This is a genomic window from Streptomonospora mangrovi (assembly GCF_027604915.1).
GTDB classification, from domain to species: domain Bacteria; phylum Actinomycetota; class Actinomycetes; order Streptosporangiales; family Streptosporangiaceae; genus Streptomonospora; species Streptomonospora mangrovi.
In genome coordinates this window covers 21,823-37,762 of the sequence record NZ_JAJAQC010000057.1, presented here as the reverse complement: position 1 = coordinate 37,762, position 15,940 = coordinate 21,823, and the positions used below count along the sequence as shown (strand labels likewise).

Below are 15,940 nucleotides of genomic sequence, written 5' to 3'. Positions count from 1 at the left end.
TCTGGCCCGCGCCCCGGGGGGGGGGGGGGGCGGGGGGGGGGGGGGGGGGCGCGGGGGGGGGGGGCCCCCCCCCCCCCCCACCTCCGGGCCACCGGCCGGGGGCTAGAGCGCGCGCACGATCTCAAAAGCCGCCTGGCGGGCGCGGTGGACGGGGATCGCCACCACGCCGCCGCGCGCGGGCGGGGTGCGGGCGGTGATCACCCCAAGCACCTGCCCCTCGGCGCTGAGCAGCGGACCGCCCGCCGCGCCGGGGGCCGCCGGCCCCTCGGCCGCCAGCGCGGTGGCCGCGCCCGCCGCGCCGAGCGCCACGGGCCGCCGCTTGTCGCGCAGCACGACCGGGGCGGCGGGGGCCGCCAGCACCGCCGGGGCGCCCACGGCCACCACCGGGTCGCCCGCGCGGGCGCGGGTGAACGCGGTGCCCGCGACCAGCGGCGGCAGCCCGGACCCGGGTTCCACGCGCAGCACGGCGATGCCCGCGCCGCCGGCCCGGCCCAGCAGTTCGGCCGCCACCGGCTCGCCGTCGGCGCGCACCAGGCGCACGCCGCGGCCGGGCTCGATGCCGGCCACCACGCCGACGGCGGTGACGACCACGCCCTCCAGCCCGATCCGGAACGCGCTGCCGCGGTGGGCGCCGCGCCGGGTCTGCACGGAGACGACGCCCGCCAGCACGTCGTCGGGGACCTCGACCGGCGCGGTGTCGAGGCGGGCCGCGCCGGAGCCGGGCGCGGCCGTCGCGGCGGGCGGTGCGGCGGAGGCCGTGGGGGCGGCCGGCTCCCCGGCCGCGCCCGGCCCGCCCGGGTGCTGCGGTGCGCAGCCCAGGACGGCGAGCACGAGCGCGGCGGCGACCAGCCGCGCGGATCTCCCCGGCACCGGCTCCACCTCCCCCGTCAGCCGCCCTCGGCCCCAGGTAGATGCCGTCGCGGCGGACCGGGCAAACCGCCGCACGGCCGCGCGCGGCGGCCACTCCCGGCCGGTTTCGGCGCCGGCCCGCCGACCTGCCCCGACGCCTCCGCCCCGGGTTTCGGACACGCGCTCGGCGCCTCCGGGGCGGTCTGGCGGTGGGGGAGGTGGGAAGGGTGGTGCGCTACCCCGCGCGCCCGCCCGGATCCTCGCGCGCCACCGGCCGCGCCACCGCACCCAGCCGGGTGCGCACGGCGCCGCCGGCGCAGGCGACCACGGCGACGCCGCCCAGCACGGTGGTCCAGGCCAGGTGCTCGCCCAGCAGCAGCGCGGCCCAGCCGATGGTGAGCACGGGCTGGACCAACTGCACCTGGCTGACCCGCGCCATCGGGCCGATCGCCAGGCCCCGGTACCAGGCGAAGAAGCCGAGGTACATGCTCACCACGGCCAGGTAGGCGAACGCGGCCCAGGCCAGCGGGGTGGCGCTCGGGGGCTCGCGCAGCGCCGAGACGGCCGTGAGCGCGGTCATCAGCGGCGCGGCGAGCACCAGCGCCCAGGACACCGTCTGCCAGGCGCCCAGTTCGCGGGCGAGCAGCCCGCCCTCGGCGTAGCCGAGGGCGGCCGCGACCACGGCGCCGAACAGCAGCGCGTCGGCCCAGTGCGGCCCCGCGCCCAGGCCGCCGCCCGCCAGCGCGGCGAACACCACGGCCGCGACCGCGCCCGCCGCCGCCGCGGCCCAGAAGGCGAGCGGGGGCCGCTCGCGCCCGCGCAGCACCGCGGTCACGGCGGTGGCGGCGGGCAGCAGGGCGATCACGACGGCGCCGTGGGCGGCCGGCGCGGCGGTCAGCGCGAAGGAGGTCAGCACGGGGAAGCCCACCACCACGCCGCCGGCGACGACCGCCAGGCGGACCCACTGCGCGCCGCGCGGCAGGCGCTGGCGGGTGGCCGCCAGCGCGGCCGCGGCGAGCACGGCGGCCACGACCGCCCGGGCCGAGCCGGTGAACAGCGGCGACATGCCGCCGCCGGCGACGGCCAGGCGGGTGAACGGCACGGTGAGGGAAAAAGCCGCCACCCCCAGCAGGCCCCAGCCCAGACCGGCGGCGGAGGATGATAGCGGTGGCGACGCGGAGACGATAGCGCTACTGTCTTCTCTCATGTCCAACGATAGCAGCGGCCGGATCGTCGCCGACCTGCGGGAGTGGATCGCGGCGGCCGCGCCCGGCGCCCGGCTGCCCTCCACCCGCGCCCTGGCGGCCCAGTACGGCGCCGGCCCGGTGACGGTGCAGAAGGCGCTGCGCACGCTGGCCGCGCAGGGCGCGGTGGAGAGCCGCCCCGGCGTGGGCACGTTCGTGCGCGCCGCGCCCCCGGCCCGCCCGCACGACCACGGCTGGCAGACCGCCGCGCTGGGCTCCCCGCGCGCCCGCGCACCGCGCCTGTCGGCCGCGCTGCGCACCGTGCCCAACGACGTGGTCGCGCTGCACGCGGGCTACCCCGACCGCGACCTGCTGCCCGAGCGGCTGGTGCGCGCCGCGTTCGCGCGGGCCGCGCGCGGCGCCGCGGCGGTGTCGCGCTCCCCGGCCGCCGGCCTGCCCGACCTCCAGGCGTGGTTCGCGGCCGAACTCGGCGCCGGCCCCGGCACCGCCCCGCCGGCGGCGGGCGACGTGGTGGTCCTGCCGGGCAGCCAGAGCGGGCTGAGCACCGCGTTCCGCGCCCTGGTCGGCGCGGGCCGGCCGCTGCTGCTGGAGTCGCCCACCTACTGGGGCGCGATCCTGGCCGCCGCGCAGGCCGGCGTGGAGGTGGTGCCGGTGCCCAGCGGGCCGCACGGCCCCGACCCCGACGAGGTCGACCGCGCCTTCGCGCGCACCGGCGCCCGCGCGTTCTACGCCCAGCCGTCCTTCGCCAACCCCACCGGCGCCCACTGGTCCGCCGACCTGGCCGACCGGGTGCTGGCGGCGGCGCGCCGCCACGGGGCGTTCGTCGTGGAGGACGACTGGGCCCACGACCTGGCCATCGACACCGACGCGGTGCCCCTGGCCGCGCGCGACGACGGCGGGCACGTCGTGCACCTGCGGTCGCTGACCAAGAGCGTGTCCCCCGCCGTGCGCGTGGCCGGGCTGGTGGCGCGCGGGCCGGCGCGCGAGCGGATCCTGGCCGCCGCCCAGGCGGAGTCCCTCTACGTCAGCGCCGTGCTCCAGGCCGCGGCGCTCGACGTCGTCACCCAGCCGGCCTGGCGCACCCATCTGCGCGGGCTGCGCCGCCACCTGGCCGCCCGGCGGGACATCCTCGTGGCGGCGCTGCGCGAGCACGCGCCCGAGGCGTATGTGACCGCTGTGCCCCGGGGCGGGCTGAACCTGTGGGTGCGCCTGCCCGACGCCGTGGACCTGGAGGTGCTGGTGGCCGACTGCGAGGCGGCCGGGGTGGCGGTGGCCCCCGGCGACGCGTGGTTCCCCGCCGAACCCACCGGCCCCTACCTGCGTCTCAACTTCGCCGGCCCCGACCCGGGCGCCTTCGCCGACGGCGCGCGGGCCATCGGCGCGGCCCTGGCGCGGCAGCGGTAGCGGCGGCCGCGGCCGGGCCTCTCTGCCCCGCGCGCCGGGAACGCGCCGTCCGCGCCGCCGGTTGACTTAGTTAAGTCGATGACGTAAGACCGTGGGTGTCGCCGACCCGCCCCGGCGGCTCGCCGCCCGCCGCCGGCCCGTCCCCGACCGGGGGTCCGCCCCGGGCCCGTGCCCGCCCTCTCCGGCCGATCCGAGCAAGGAGCCCTCTCGTGGCCGCACCCGACGCCGTCCGCCCTCGCGGCCCCCGCCCGCCGGGCGCCGCCGCCCCGCGCCCGGCCCCGCATGGCTGAGCCGGCGCCGGCTCCCGGCCAGGGCGGCGCGGTCGGGCTAATCCTGGCCCGGCCCGCCCGGCTGCTCAGCGTCGAGCCGTTCTTCATGGAGTTCATCGGCGGGATCGAGGAGCGCCTGGCCGAGCGCGACATGGGTGTGCTCCTGCACATCGTCGACTCCCCCGCCGCCGAGGTCGCGGCCTACGAGCGCTGGGCCGCGCGCGGCCTGGTCGACGCGGTCGCCGTGGTCAACCTGCGCGCCGGCGACGAGCGCCCGGCGGTCCTCGCCCGGCTGGGCCTGCCCGCCGTGCTCGTGGGCACCTGGCCCGGCGATCCCGCCGCCCCGGCGGTGCGCACCGACGACGCCGCGCCCGTGCACGAGGCGCTGGCACGGCTGCTGGACCTGGGGCACCGGCGGGTGGCGCGCATCAGCGGCCCGCCCGACCTGCTGCACACCCGGGCGCGCACGGCCGCGCTGGAGGAGGGCTGCCGCCGCGCCGGGATCGCGCCGCCGGTGGTCCTGGCCGGCGACTACTCGCGCGAGGCGGGGGCCGAGCTGACGGCGCGGCTGCTGGGCGCCGCCGACCCGCCCACCGCCGTCCTCTACGACAACGACGCGATGGCGGTGGCGGGCCTTGAGGCCGCCAAGGGGCTGGACGTCGCGGTGCCCGCCGACGTCAGCCTGGTGGCCTGGGACGACTCCACGCTGTGCCGGCTGGCCTCGCCCCCGCTGACCACCATGAGCGTGGACGTCCACCAGTACGGCACCGCCGTGGCGGAGGCGGTGCTGGAGCGCGTCGAAGGCCGCCCGGTGGCCGAGCGGTGGTCCCCCGCCGCCCGCTATGTGGCGCGGGGCAGCACCGCCCGCCCGGGGGTGCGCGCGGGCGTGTGAGGGGCGCCCGGCCGCGCCCTACAGCGCCGCGCCCGCGCCACGGGGCGGGGCCGGGCGACGAACTACGCTGCCCGTGTCGGGCCATCGCCCGCGCCGCGCGGCTCCCGGCCGCGCGCGGCGGCACCGCCGATAACCGAGGGAGACCACCGTGCGCCGTCCCACCATCGCCGACATCGCCCAGGCAGCGGGGGTCTCCAAGGGGTCGGTCTCCTACGCGCTCAACGGCAAGCCGGGGGTGTCGGAGGCGACCCGGCTGCGCGTGCTGGCCATCGCCGAGGAGCTGGGCTGGGCGCCGAGCACCGCCGCCCGCGCGCTCTCCGACGGCCGGGCCGACGCGATCGGCATGGTGGTGGGCCGCCCCGCGCGCACCCTCGGGCTGGAGCCGTTCTTCATGGCGCTGATGTCGGGGGTGCAGACGGCGCTCGCCGAGACCTCCACCTCGCTGCTGCTCCAGGTCACCCCCGACCAGGAGCAGGAGGTGCGCACCTACCGCAACTGGCACGCCCAGCGCCGGGTCGACGGCGTGCTGGTGGTGGACCTGCTGACCGAGGACCTGCGCCCGGCGGCCCTCGCCGAGATGGGGCTGCCGGCGGTGCTCATCGGCGGTCCGCTGCCCGGTGCGGCGCAGCCCTGCGTGTGGTCCGACGACGCCGCCTCGGTGGCGCGGGCCGTGGGCTACCTGGCCGGCCTGGGCCACCGGCGGGTGAGCCGGGTGGCGGGGCCGGCCGCGCTGCTGCACACCCACCGGCGCACGGCGGCGTTCGAGGAGGCCGCGGCGGCGTTCGGGCTGGCCGACTGGGCGACCGTGCACGCCGACTACTCCGACGCCTCCGGCGCGCAGGCCACCCGGCGGCTGCTGTCGCGGCGCCCGGCCCCCACCGCGCTGGTCTTCGACAACGACCTGATGGCGGTGGCCGGCCTGGGCGTGGCCCACGAACTGGGGTTCGCGGTGCCCGCCGACCTGTCGGTGGTGGCCTGGGACGACTCCCCGCTGTGCCGCATGACGCGGCCGGCCCTCACGGCGGTCAGCCGCGACGTCAAGGGCTACGGCGAGCAGGCGGCGCGGGTGCTGCGGGAGCTGCTGGCGGGCGGCGCGGCGGCCGACACCGCGGCGGCCCCGGGCGCCCTGGTCGAGCGCGCCAGCACCGCCCGGCCCCCGCGCTGAGCGCCCGCGCCGCCCACGCGGCGTCCGGCGCGGCCGGGCACCGCCCCGGTAGGGTGGCGGCGCGGTCGCGAGCGTTGACACTTAACCGGTTCAGTGATGTCCTGTCCCGCGCCTCGGGCGCACGGACGAATGGAGGAGCCATGGACCCTTCCGCCGACGACCCCGCCCCGCCGGAGTGGACGCGCGCGCAGCGGGAGCGGCTGGTGGCCTGGGCCGGGCGCGCCCGCCACCCCCACGGGTTCGCCTGGCTGGACGACGACGGCCGGCCCCGCGCCGACGAGGGCGTCCACACCTGGATCACCGCCCGCGCCACCCACGTGGCCGCGCTGCACGCCCTGCACGCGGGCGGCACCGGCCGCACCGGCCCCGCCGGCGCCGCCGGCCTGGCCGAGCACGGGGTGCGGCGGCTGCGGGAGTCGCTGCGCGACCCCGCCCACGGCGGCTGGTACTCCCGTCTGGACCTCGACGGCACCCCCGCCGACACCGCCAAGGCCGCCTACCAGCACGCGTTCGTGCTGCTGGCCGGCGCCACCGGCACCGCCGCGCGCGTCCCCGGCGCCGCCGACCTGCTCGCCGACGCCGCCGCCGTGGTCGACACCCGCTTCTGGGACGACCGGGCCGGGCGCGCGGCCGAGGCGTTCGACCGCGACTGGAGCGGCGCCGAGCCCTACCGGGGCGCCAACAGCAACATGCACCTGGTCGAGGCGTTCCTGGCCGCCGGGGCCGCCACCGGCGAGGCGGAGTGGGCGCGGCGGGCGCTGCGCGTCGCCGAGTTCCTCATCGGCGAGCAGGCCGCCGCGCACGGCCACCGGCTGCCCGAGCACTACACCGCCGACTGGCGGGTGCGGCCCGAGTACAACCGCGACCGACCCGCCGACCCGTTCCGCCCCTACGGCTGGACCCCGGGCCACTCGCTGGAGTGGGCGCGGCTGCTGCTGCACGTCGAGGCGGCGCTGGCCGACCCGCCGGGGTGGCTGCTGCCGGCGGCCGAGGCGCTGTTCACCACGGCGGCGCGGGCGTCGTGGGCGCGCGACGGCGCCGACGGGTTCTGCTACACCCTGGACTGGGCGGACCGCCCGGTGATCCGCGAGCGCATGCACTGGGTGGCCACCGAGGCGGTGGCGGCGGCCACGGCGCTGCACCGGCGCACCGCCGACCCCGGCTACGCCGAGCACGCCGACCGGTGGTGGCGCTACGTGCGCGCGCACCTGGTCGACGACGCGGCCGGCAACTGGCGCCACGAACTCGACCCGGCCAACCGGCCCGGCGCCACGGTCTGGGCGGGCCGGCCCGACGTCTACCACGCCTACACCGCGCTGGCGTTCGCCGAGGGTCTGGCCGCCCCCGGGTTCGCGCTGCGCACCGCCGAAGGGAGCGGGGCACGATGACTCAGGACGCGGGACAGCCCGCCGGGGCGCCGCGCGGCGCGGCGGACGCGGCCGGCACAGTGGACGCGGCCGGCGCGGGGCGGGCGGCGCCGCTGGCGGCCGTCGCCGGCGAGCACGTCATCGACCTGATCCCGGCCGGCGACGGCCGGCTCGACCCGGTGCCCGGCGGCGGACCGGCCAACATCGCGGTGGCCACCGCCCGGCTGGGCACCCCCACCCTGCTGCTGTCGCGGTTTGGCACCGACTCCTTCGCCGAGCGGCTGCGCGCGCGGATGAGCGCGGAGTCGGTCGACCTGAGCCGCTGCCCGGTGGGGCCGGGGTCCTCGGCGCTGGCACTGGCCGGGATCGGCCCCGACGGGTCGGCGCGCTACGACTTCTGGCTGGCCGACGCCCCCGACTGGCGGTGGAGCCCCGATGAGCTGGCCGACGCGCTGCCGGACTCGGTGCGGGTGCTGCACCTGGGCTCGATCGCGGCGCTGCGCCCGCCCGGCGACGCGGTGCTGCTGGAGTTCGCCCGCCGCGAGCGGGCGCGGCGCACGGTGACCTTCGACCCCAACGTCCGCCTGGCCACGCTGCCCGGCGCCGACCACGCGCGTGCGCGCACCGAGGAGTTCTGCCGGGTCAGCCACCTGGTCAAGGCCAGCGACGCCGACCTGGCGGAGCTGTACCCCGGTGAGTCGGCGGAGTCGGCGGCGGCGCGGCTGCTGGCGCTGGGGCCGCGCGCGGTGGTGGTCACGCGCGGCGGCGAGGGCGCGTTCGCTCTCAGCGCCGAGGGCCGGGCGCGGGCGGCGGCGCCGCCGGTGGCGGTGCGCGACACGATCGGCGCGGGCGACACGTTCATGGCCGCCCTGATCGCCGGGTGCGCGGCGGCGGGCGGCGCGGTGCCCACCGCGCCCGGGGAGCTGGAGGCGCTGCTGGCCACGGCGGCGCGCGCCGCCGCGATCACCTGCACCCGGCCCGGCGCCGATCCCCCCACGGCGCGCGAGCTGGCGGGGTTCGCCTTCGCGGGCTGACCGCGGGGCCGGGCCCCGCGCCCGGGGCGCCCCGGCTCCCCCGCCCGCGCCGCGCGCGGGCGGGGCCGGCGCTCAGGAGCGGGCGGGGCCGTCCCAGCGGGCCACGCCGCCCAGCCCCCAGACCTGCTCGGGGCTGTAGTAGGGCTGGGTGTCGCGGGGCCGCCAGTCGGCGATGTGCACCAGGCCGGGCTCCACCAGGGTGACGTCGGCGAAGAAGCGGGCGATCTCGTCGCCGCTGCGGATCTGGCCGGGCGAGCTGGTGGACTCGTACATCTGCTGGAGGAAGTCGGCGCGCTCGGGGTGGGTGTCGCGCTCCAGGTGGGTGATGGCGATGTAGGAGCCCGGTGCGAGGCGGTCCAGGTAGCGGCGGACCAGCTCGTAGGGGGCCTGCTCGTCCTTGAGGAAGTGCAGCACCGCGATCAGCAGCAGCCCCACGGGGCGGTTGAGGTCGATGCGGGAGACCAGGTCGTCGGCGCGGAAGACCTTCTCGGGCTCGCGCATGTCGCCGAGGACCACACCGGTGATCTCGGGGCGGTCGGCCAGCAGCGCCTCGGCGTGCACGCGCACGACCGGGTCGTGGTCGACGTAGACGACGCGGGCGTCGGGGATGTGCCGCCGCGCGACCTCGTGCACGGGGTCCTGGGTGGGCAGCCCGGAGCCGACGTCGACGAACTGGTCGACCCCCTGCTCGGCCATGAACTCCACGGCCCGGCCCAGGAAGAGGCGGTTGGCGTGCGCCGCCATCTTCAACTCGGGCACGGCCTTCAGCAGCTTGCCGCCCATCTCGCGGTCGACGGCGTAGTTGTTCTTGCCGTCGAGGTAGTAGTCGTAGAGCCGGGCGGCGCTGGGGACGGTGGTGTCGACCCCGGCGGGCGCGGGCGGGCCGGGAGGTGTGGGGGCGCTCATGGCGGGTCCTCGTTCGTCTCGAAGGCGGAGCGGAGGCGCGCCTGGTGTGGGGTGGCGGCTCCGGGCGGCCGGGGCGGGCCGGACACTCGGTGCGAGCTTATTGGATCGCACCGCAAACCCCGTGCACGAGGGGCTTTCCGGCATTTGGGACCCCGGTGGGCCGCGCCCGCGCTGTGGCGCAGCTCACCGCCGCGCGGCCCGGCGGCGGGGAACCCGGGTGGAACCGGGGGCGGCCGGGCGCCGTCATACCCTCTGCCGGCACGGGAAGCCGGCCGCCCTCCCCTTCGCGGCGGCCGTCCGGACCGGCCCGGCCTCGGCCGTTTTCCCACGAGGCGCCCTGCCTCGCCGGCGCTCATGCGCTCGACCACAGCCATGGGCGCGTCTCAGCATCCGACACCGCCCAGGAACGGACAGGGGTCTCCCGTGTACTCCTCTCAGTACCCCCAGCCGCAGCAGCCCTACTCCTATCCCCAGGAGCCGCCGAAGAAGAAGACCAACTGGTGGCTGTTCGGCTGCCTGGGCTGCGGCGGCCTGCTGGTGCTGGTGATCGGCATCATCGTCGTGGCGGCGGTGGTGCTCAACGGCGACGACAGCGCCGACTCCCCGCCGGCCGTGGACATCCCCAGCGCGGGCTCGGAGCCGCCCGGCTCCTCGGCCCCGCCCGCCGAGGGCGGCGACGGCGAGGTCACCATCGTCGCCGAGACGGCGGAGTACACCCCCGGCGTGCTCTCGGAGGGCGGCGACTTCGTCGCGGTCAACGTCACGGTCACCAACAACGGCTCCGAGCCGCTGGCGGTCAACCCGCTGTACTTCTCCGTGGAGGACGAGACCGGCCAGACCGTCGAGGCCGACCTGATGGAGTCGGTGGGCCAGGACGAGCCTTTCGACGCCATGGACCTCGCCACCGGCGAGAGCGAGACCGGCGTGGTGGTCTTCCCGACCGCCTCGGCGCCCACCACGCTGATCATGGAGGACGTGCTCGGCATGACCTCCTACGAGGCCCCGGTGAACTGACGCCGCACCGCCGCCGCGCACCAGGCCGGGCCGCCCTCGGGGCGGCCCGGCTTTCTCGTGCGCGCGGGAGGCGGTCGGCCCAGGTCTGGCGAAGCCCGGCCGGTCGGGCTAGGGCACCCGGCCCACGGCGGCGAAGCAGTCGACCGGGGCGGGGGCGGCGCCGTCCCCGCCGTCCCCGGCCGGAGCGAGGCCGGGGCGCCACAGCGGCACCGAGACGATCCCCGGCTCGACCAGCTCCAGGCCGGCGAAGACGCGGGCCAGGTCGTCGGGGCCGCGCAGCACCAGGGGTGTTGAGCCGCCCTCGTTCCACAGCAGGGCCGCGCGGTTCATGCCCTGGGGGTCGACCACGGCGGTGGAGTGGCTGACGACCAGGTGGCTGCCGCTGGGGAACGCGCCGAGCAGGCGGCCGACGATGTCGGCGACCTGGGCGTCGTCGGTGATGAACTCCAGGATGCCCAGCAGCATGACGGCGGTGGGGCGGGTGCGGTCCAGCAGCTCCTCTGCGCCGCGCAGCACCGCGTCGGTGTCGCGCAGGTCGGCGTCGACGTAGGCGGTGGCGCCGTGCGGCCCGCTGCGCAGCAGGGCGCGGGCGTGGGCCAGCACGACCGGGTCGTTGTCGACGTAGACCACGCGGCTCTCCGGCGCGGCCTCCTGGGCGACGGTGTGGGTGTTGCCGGCCGTGGGCACCCCGGTGCCGATGTCGAGGAACTGGCGGATGCCCGCCTCGCCGGCCAGGTAGCGCACCGCCCGGCCGAGGAACGCGCGGTTGGCCCGCGCCGCCTTCACAATGGCCGGCGTGGCCGCGATGATCTGGTCGCCGACGGTGCGGTCGGCCGCGAAGTTGTCCTTGCCGCCCAGCCAGTAGTCGTAGATGCGGGCGGGGTGGGCGAGGTCGGTGTCGATGCCGGGCGGCGGCTGGGCGGGGCCGGCGTCGCCGTGCATCCAGGAGGGTGTGGGGGCCATCGCGTGCTCCGGTTCGCTGGGGTGTGCCCGCCCATCCTGTCATCCCCCGACCGCCCAGGCCGCCGCCGCGCGGGCCGCCCGGCCCCGCCGGGCACCGCCCGCGACACCCCCGCGCGGCCGTGGTGTGGGAGGCCGCGGCGGACTAGGGTGGCGCCCGTGGCTTCCATCAGTGATCCCCGCGTCCGCGACCTCCTGGAATCGGGCACCCGCACCGGGAAACTCGCCTTCACCGCCTCCGACGGCCGCCCGCTGGTGGCGCCGGTGTGGTTCGTCCTCGAAGGCGACGACATCGTCTTCAACACCGGCAAGGACACCGCCAAGGGCCGCGCCATCGCCCGCGACCCCCGGCTGAGCATCTGCGTGGACGACGAGGCGCCGCCCTACTCCTTCGTGCAGGTCCAGGGCGTGGCCGAGGTGTCGGAGGACCCCGGCGAGCTGCTGCGCACCGCCACCGACATCGCCGGCCGCTACATGGGCGCCGAGCGCGCCGAGGAGTTCGGCCGCCGCAACGGCGTCCCCGGCGAACTGGTGGTGCGCCTCCGGCCGACCAAGGTCATCGCCGGACTCGACATGGCCGAGTGACCCGGCCACCGGACTCACCCCCGACGGGCGAGCGGCCGGGGCCGGCGGCGCGGCGGGGAACCCGTCAGCGCGGCGCCTCCTCCTTCGGGGGCGGGCCGCCCAGGGACGAGCGCAGGTCCAGGCCCGACAGGCGCTCGGCGGTGGCGATCGCCTCCTCGGCGGCCTGGCGGTCGCCCAGTTTGTTCAGGCCGAGCGCGAGCCAGAAGTAGGGCTCGTGGTCGTCGGGGTCGGCGGCGATGGCGGCGCGCAGCGTGGGCAGGGCGTCCTCCACGCTGACGGTGAGCTGCGACCGGCCGCGCAGGTAGAGCAGGCCGGGGTGGTGCGGATGGCGGGCCAGGCCGCGTTCGGTGGCCTCCAGCACGGCGGCGTGGTCGCGGCGCTCCCCGTGGCAGCGGGCCTCGACGTACTCGAAGACCAGCGAGCTGTGCGGCCACCGGCCGCAGCAGGCGCGGGCCAGGGCGGCCGCCTCGTCCAGGCGGCCGAGGTCGGTGAGCGCGTGGGCGGCCACGGCGTGGGCCTCGGCGCTGTCGTGGCCGGCCTCCACGAGCGGCGCGACCAGCTCCCAGGCGCTTTCGGGGTCGCCGTCGACGTCGTAGACCAGCGCGCCCAGCGCGGTCCGCACATCGGGGTGGCGGGGATTGTCGGCGAACAGCGCGAGAAGGACCGGGCGGGCCATGTCGGGGCGGCCGGCCTCCTCCACGAGCAGGTCCGCCGCCTCCAACTGCCAGGCGATCAGCCGCTCGTCGGTGCCGGCCGCGTGGGGCACGGTGGGGTCGGGGCGGCCCAGCGCCGTGCACACCCGGCTGAACAGCTCGCGCGTCTCCTCGGGCAGCCCTGCCTCCAGCAGGACCACGGCGGTGGTCTCCAACTGGTCCTGCGAGGGCCGCTGCTGAAGGGTGGACAGGAACGCCGCCGTGGCCTCGGCGTGGCGGCCCAGGTTGAGCAGCGCCTCGCCCAGGCGGAACCGGCTGACCGGGTCGGCGGGCCGCGCGTCGACCACGGCCTGGGCGGTCTCGCGGGCCCGCTCCCAGTCGCCGAGCCGGGTGTAGACGCCGCGCGCGAGGTCCTGGGCCACCGGGTCGGCCGGGGAGAGGCGCAGCATCTCGGCGGCGGCGGCGCGGGCCTCGTCGGCGCACCCGGCCACCATGGCGGCGCAGCGCGCCAGGACGCCCAGCTCCACGGCCGAGCCGGGGTTGCGGCGCACCGCCTCGCGGGCGTGCCGCAGCCCCTCGCTGAAGCGGCCGGCGTCGCCGAGCAGGGCGGCGTACCAGTAGTGGGTGACCGCGAGGTCGGGGCGCAGGGCGACCACCCGCGCGGCGGCCTCCAGGGCGCCCTCGCCGTCGCCCCGCCTGTTCAGGACGCGGGAGAGGGTGAGCAGGGCGCTCGCCCTCTCGGGTGCGGCGGCCACGGCCCGGCGCGCGAACTCCTCGGCCTGCTCCAGGCGGCCCATCTCCAGCAGCGCCCGGGCGCGCTCGATCAGCTCCTCGGCGTGGTCGCGGGGGGAGTCGGTCACCGCGCCGTCCGCCCGTTCAGGTAGGCCACCAGGTCGTCGTAGGCGCCGGCCTGGTTGCCGAACATCGCCACCCCGCGCGCGGTCTCCAGCCAGGTCTCGGTGGAGGGGCGGACGTCGGTGAGCGCGGCCTCGAAGTCGGCCATCTGGATCAGCCGGACCTCGCCGCTGGCGGCGGAGTCCAGCAGGGCGCGCTCGGCGGCGGAGTCGCAGAGGTGGGCGAGGTCGGCACCGGAGAACCCCTCGGTGCCGCGCACCAGGGTGTCGACCTCGATGTTCTCGATGGGGCGGTCGCGCAGGTGGTAGCGCAGGATCGCCTCGCGGGCGGGGGCGTCGGGCGGCACCACCAGGACGGTGCGGTCGAACCGGCCGGGGCGGCGCAGGGCGGGGTCGACCTCCCAGGGCTGGTTGGTGGCGGCGAGGACGAAGACGCCCTCGTTGTCGGCGTTGACGCCGTCCATTTCGAGGAGGAGCTGGTGGACGACGGAGGCGCCGGCGCCCGTGCCGTGGTCGCGGCGGCGGCCGAGGGCGTCGATCTCGTCGAGGAACACCACGCACGGCGCGCGGCGGCGGGCCTGGGCGAAGACCCCGCCGATGTTGCGCTCGGACTGGCCCAGGTACATGTCCAAGACGTCGGCGATGCCCACGGACAGGAAGTCGGCGCCCAGCTCACCGGCCAGCGCGCGGGCGATGAAGGTCTTGCCGCAGCCGGGCGGGCCGTAGAGCAGCAGGCCGCCGCGCAGGCTCTTGCCGTAGAGGCGCTGGAGTTCGGGGTTGCGCATGGGCGCGAGGAAGGCGGCGTGCAGGCGCTCCTTGACGGTCTCCATGCCGCCGACGTCGGCCAGGGTCACGGCGGGCGCGACGGGTTCGGGCGGGGGGTAGCCGGAGCCGGCGCCCTGGGGGTCGGCGACAACGTAGGCGGGGCCGACGATGTCCTCGATCTCGCGCTCGGCGGCCGACCAGTCGAAGCCGGCCATGTCACGGAAACCGCCGGAGGGGGCGTCGGGGTCGTCGGTGGCGGTGTCGGTGAGGTCGGCGGGGTCGGTCTCGGCGCCGCCGGAGGGCTCGCCAAGGGCGGTGCCCTCGGCGGCGGAGCCGCCGGGCTCGTGCTCGGGGCCACCCGGGGGCTCGTGGCGCGCGGTGTCGGCGGGCGCCTGGGCGGCGCCGGGGACGTCCGCGCCGGCGGCGGAGCCGCCGGGCTCGGGAGCGGCGGCCGGGGCCGGCTGCGCCGGGGCGGGGGCCGGCGGCGGGGCCGCGATCGCCCGGGCCATCAGCTCGCGCGCCGGGCCCGACGACGGGTCGACGTGCAGCGCGTGGCCGACCTCCGAGACGGCGCCGGCGGTGTCGCCGGAGGAGAGCAGCAGCTCCGCCAGGTGCAGCCGCAGCGTCACGTCATCGGGCGCGGCGGCCACGGCCGCGCGAAGGCTGGCGATGAGTGCCGGGCTGACGTCCAACGCACTTCCTCCCGTAGTTGATCACGACCTCAGCACCCTATGACGCCCCTGGCCGCGTCCGCGTTCCTCCCCCGTCCCCTGGGCACCGCCGAAGCACGGCGGGCGCGGCCGGGCGGCGGGGAGCGGGGGCGGAAGCCGGGAGGAACGCCTCCGCCCCCGCTGTGTCCGCCGGTCCGCCTTCGGGAGGGGGGCGGACCGGCGGTCCGGGATGGTCGCGGCCGGCGCGGGTCAGTGCGCGGCGAAGTACTCGGCGATGGCGTCGGCGGCGGAGAAGTCCTGGCTGATGGGCCCCTGGACGTCGGCGTGGCGGGTGCTGCCGCCGGGCCAGGAGTGGCCGCCGCCCGCCACCCGGTAGAACGCGACCTGCCGCCCGTCGTCGTCGGTGCGCCAGTGCGTGAGGTCGACCCGGGTGCCGTCACCGGGGTCGCGGTCGGGCAGCCGCCGGGTGCGGCCCTCCTCGGCTCCGGCCGCGCGCGCGAACGCCTCCACCGTGGCGGGCGCGCTGATCGAGGCGATCGGCGGCTCGGGGAAGTCCGGTGAGGGCGCCGGCGGGTCGGGCAGCCCGGCGTAGGGCCGCAGCGGGTCGGCCGTGCCGTAGACGTAGAGCAGCGGGACGCCGCCCTCGGGCTCCTGGGGCTCGGGCACGGCGCCGAGCTGCCCGGCGACCGAGGCGACCGCCGCGAACAGGCCGGGCTCCTCGGCAGCGGCGCGCAGCGCCATGTTGGCGCCGTTGGACTGCCCGGCGAGGTAGACGCGGTCGGGGTCGGCCCCGTGCTCGGCGACCAGCTCGGCCACCAGGGCGCGCAGGAAGTCCATGTCGGCCTCGGGGTCGGGCCGCAGGGCGGTGGGCTCGCGGTGGTCGCCCCAGCCCCCGTGCAGGCCGGCGGGGTAGACCACGCCCAGCCCTTCCTCGGCGGCGGCCTCGGTGAGCCCGGTGGTCTCGGCCATGTCCCGCGGCGAGGAGCCCTTGCCGTGCAGCGCGACGACCACGGGCACCGACCGGCCGCGCGGCAGTTCGCCCGCGTAGGTGCGCTCCGCGCCGCCGACCGCCACGGAGCCCTCGACGGGCCGCATACCGCCGCCGCCCCGCGCGGCGGCGGCTGTGGCCGCTGTGCCCGCCGCACCCGCTCCGGCGGCCGACTGGTCGGCGACGGCGGCGCCCCCGGCGGCGACCGCCCACCCCAGCGCCAGGACCGGCACCAGCGCCAGTCCCGTCGCCCGGCCCCGGACTCGCGTCTTCGGCATGGTGGTCCCTTCGTGTGGTCGGTGGTGGAGGGCGCACGGCCGCGCGGGCCGGGCGCCCGGCCCGCGCGGCGGTGCGGAGCC

At 78.3% G+C, this 15,940-nt stretch carries 14 protein-coding genes; 7 read left to right on the top strand and 7 right to left on the bottom strand.

The window, feature by feature from the left end:
* Positions 1–102: 102 nt before the first annotated feature.
* Together LG943_RS24430 and LG943_RS24425 are read right to left on the bottom strand one after the other, a co-directional pair.
* Entirely contained in the window at positions 103–870 is a 768-nt protein-coding gene (locus LG943_RS24430; RefSeq protein ID WP_270074715.1) for a trypsin-like peptidase domain-containing protein, read from the bottom strand.
* Between the two features lie 214 nt (positions 871–1,084).
* On the bottom strand, positions 1,085–2,056 hold the full coding sequence (locus LG943_RS24425; protein ID WP_270074714.1) for a DMT family transporter: 972 nt from the start codon (positions 2,054–2,056) through the stop codon (positions 1,085–1,087).
* Here LG943_RS24425 and LG943_RS24420 point away from each other — a divergent pair.
* The 5 genes from LG943_RS24420 (at position 2,055) to LG943_RS24400 (ending at position 8,185) form a co-directional block, all read left to right on the top strand.
* Positions 2,055–3,458, top strand: a complete 1,404-nt coding sequence (locus tag LG943_RS24420) for an aminotransferase-like domain-containing protein (protein WP_270074713.1) — start codon at positions 2,055–2,057, stop codon at positions 3,456–3,458. The genes LG943_RS24425 and LG943_RS24420 overlap by 2 nt on opposite strands.
* Positions 3,459–3,740: 282 nt before the next feature.
* Complete coding sequence (locus tag LG943_RS24415) at positions 3,741–4,619, top strand: LacI family DNA-binding transcriptional regulator (protein WP_270074712.1); 879 nt, start codon at positions 3,741–3,743, stop codon at positions 4,617–4,619.
* A 148-nt stretch (positions 4,620–4,767) separates the two neighbouring features.
* Complete coding sequence (locus LG943_RS24410) at positions 4,768–5,784, top strand: LacI family DNA-binding transcriptional regulator (RefSeq protein WP_270074711.1); 1,017 nt, start codon at positions 4,768–4,770, stop codon at positions 5,782–5,784.
* Positions 5,785–5,924: 140 nt separating this feature from the next.
* Entirely contained in the window at positions 5,925–7,172 is a 1,248-nt protein-coding gene (locus LG943_RS24405; RefSeq protein WP_270074710.1) for an AGE family epimerase/isomerase, read from the top strand.
* On the top strand, positions 7,169–8,185 hold the full coding sequence (locus tag LG943_RS24400; RefSeq protein WP_270074709.1) for a PfkB family carbohydrate kinase: 1,017 nt from the start codon (positions 7,169–7,171) through the stop codon (positions 8,183–8,185). The genes LG943_RS24405 and LG943_RS24400 overlap by 4 nt, the downstream gene beginning before the upstream one ends.
* 72 nt (positions 8,186–8,257) lie before the next feature.
* On the opposite strand, the gene LG943_RS24395 is transcribed toward LG943_RS24400, so the two are convergent.
* Positions 8,258–9,091, bottom strand: a complete 834-nt coding sequence (locus tag LG943_RS24395; RefSeq protein WP_270074708.1) for an SAM-dependent methyltransferase — start codon at positions 9,089–9,091, stop codon at positions 8,258–8,260.
* A gap of 423 nt (positions 9,092–9,514) precedes the next feature.
* Between LG943_RS24395 and LG943_RS24390 the strand changes: the two genes are divergently transcribed.
* Positions 9,515–10,105, top strand: a complete 591-nt coding sequence (locus LG943_RS24390; RefSeq protein ID WP_270074707.1) for a DUF4352 domain-containing protein — start codon at positions 9,515–9,517, stop codon at positions 10,103–10,105.
* A 108-nt stretch (positions 10,106–10,213) separates the two neighbouring features.
* On the opposite strand, the gene LG943_RS24385 is transcribed toward LG943_RS24390, so the two are convergent.
* Complete coding sequence (locus LG943_RS24385; RefSeq protein WP_270074706.1) at positions 10,214–11,068, bottom strand: SAM-dependent methyltransferase; 855 nt, start codon at positions 11,066–11,068, stop codon at positions 10,214–10,216.
* A 156-nt stretch (positions 11,069–11,224) separates the two neighbouring features.
* On the opposite strand from LG943_RS24385, the gene LG943_RS24380 reads away from it, so the two are divergent.
* Entirely contained in the window at positions 11,225–11,650 is a 426-nt protein-coding gene (locus LG943_RS24380; protein WP_270074705.1) for a PPOX class F420-dependent oxidoreductase, read from the top strand.
* A 64-nt stretch (positions 11,651–11,714) separates the two neighbouring features.
* Here the strand turns inward: LG943_RS24380 and LG943_RS24375 are convergent, their stop codons facing one another.
* The 3 genes from LG943_RS24375 to LG943_RS24365 all read right to left on the bottom strand — a co-directional run bounded on the left by LG943_RS24375 (position 11,715) and on the right by LG943_RS24365 (position 15,859).
* On the bottom strand, positions 11,715–13,163 hold the full coding sequence (locus LG943_RS24375) for a tetratricopeptide repeat protein (RefSeq protein ID WP_270074704.1): 1,449 nt from the start codon (positions 13,161–13,163) through the stop codon (positions 11,715–11,717).
* Positions 13,160–14,614, bottom strand: a complete 1,455-nt coding sequence (locus tag LG943_RS24370; RefSeq protein ID WP_270074703.1) for an ATP-binding protein — start codon at positions 14,612–14,614, stop codon at positions 13,160–13,162. The genes LG943_RS24375 and LG943_RS24370 overlap by 4 nt, the downstream gene beginning before the upstream one ends.
* A 228-nt stretch (positions 14,615–14,842) precedes the next feature.
* Positions 14,843–15,859, bottom strand: coding sequence for an alpha/beta hydrolase family esterase (locus LG943_RS24365; RefSeq protein WP_270074702.1), 1,017 nt, complete (start codon positions 15,857–15,859; stop codon positions 14,843–14,845).
* Between the last annotated feature and the right edge of the window lie 81 nt (positions 15,860–15,940).

Coding starts and splice junctions, on each gene's coding strand:
- LG943_RS24400 (WP_270074709.1), top strand. CDS start 7,169: ATGACTCAGGACGCGGGACAGCCCGCCGGGGCGCCGCGCGGCGCGGCG.
- LG943_RS24425 (WP_270074714.1), bottom strand. CDS start 2,056: ATGAGAGAAGACAGTAGCGCTATCGTCTCCGCGTCGCCACCGCTATCA.
- LG943_RS24405 (WP_270074710.1), top strand. CDS start 5,925: ATGGACCCTTCCGCCGACGACCCCGCCCCGCCGGAGTGGACGCGCGCG.
- LG943_RS24385 (WP_270074706.1), bottom strand. CDS start 11,068: ATGGCCCCCACACCCTCCTGGATGCACGGCGACGCCGGCCCCGCCCAG.
- LG943_RS24420 (WP_270074713.1), top strand. CDS start 2,055: ATGTCCAACGATAGCAGCGGCCGGATCGTCGCCGACCTGCGGGAGTGG.
- LG943_RS24415 (WP_270074712.1), top strand. CDS start 3,741: ATGGCTGAGCCGGCGCCGGCTCCCGGCCAGGGCGGCGCGGTCGGGCTA.
- LG943_RS24395 (WP_270074708.1), bottom strand. CDS start 9,091: ATGAGCGCCCCCACACCTCCCGGCCCGCCCGCGCCCGCCGGGGTCGAC.
- LG943_RS24365 (WP_270074702.1), bottom strand. CDS start 15,859: ATGCCGAAGACGCGAGTCCGGGGCCGGGCGACGGGACTGGCGCTGGTG.